The organism is Alcanivorax sp. HI0083, from assembly GCF_001635175.1.
In genome coordinates this window covers 1-817 of record NZ_LWFX01000242.1, presented here as the reverse complement: position 1 = coordinate 817, position 817 = coordinate 1, and the positions used below count along the sequence as shown (strand labels likewise).

General features: G+C 54.3%; 1 protein-coding gene. It reads left to right on the top strand.

Translation table 11 applies throughout. The features are described 5' to 3' along the window. Positions 1–204 precede the first annotated feature (204 nt). Positions 205–597, top strand: a complete 393-nt coding sequence (locus A3754_RS02630; RefSeq protein ID WP_063518781.1) for a response regulator — start codon at positions 205–207, stop codon at positions 595–597. The last annotated feature ends 220 nt before the right edge of the window (positions 598–817 follow it).

Here is an 817-nt window from a genome sequence, read left to right as displayed (position 1 = left end):
CGTCAGCATTGTCATCGGCACGTTTATTATTTACCGGCCTGCTGTTTTTAAAGAGTCCGGGAGCGTCAATCATAAAGAAACTGGCCGGAATTAACATACTGTCTACCGCTACAAAACCGTTGCATCGTGATTCTGGCAGGAAAAACCCGCCTTCACACAGATTTCACCCTTGTTATCCTGCGCTGTCTACGATAAAAATCACTAATGAATGTTCTCGTCGTTGAAGACAACAAGGCTGTCAGCCTGATCATCTGCCGCATCATCGAAGAGCTCGGCCACCAGTATGTACTGGCCGCAGACGGTGAGGCCGCCCTGCGTCTTTACCATCAACGGGACATCGACCTACTGATCCTGGATGTGGAACTCCCCATTCTGGATGGGTTCACCGTGGCCCGCGACGTACGCAACGGCAACCCCCACATCCCGATCCTGTTTATTTCCGGCAACAACAGTGAAGCCTGTTTCCAGCAATGCCTGGACGCCGGCGGCGACACCCTGATGCCCAAGCCCTTGCGCCCCAGTGAATTGCGCACCTGGCTCAACAGCAGGCTTGCTTCCCACCACGACAGCGTTCCCGTCTCCCCCGCCGCTGGCTGACCCGACTCTTTTCAGGCTCCTCATGGCATCGGGTTCCGAGCAAATGTCAGGATTTGCCTGATTATCCAGCCTCAGCAACCACTAGACCTGCGGCTGACGTCTTCATTTTGTGCCCCCCTCGCCTTTATGCTTTCGTCGTACCGCTAATTTTCAGATTACTCCTTGAGTACACCCCCAAAGAGATAGCGAAAGCCACCGGCAGCCGGCGCTGCATCACAAA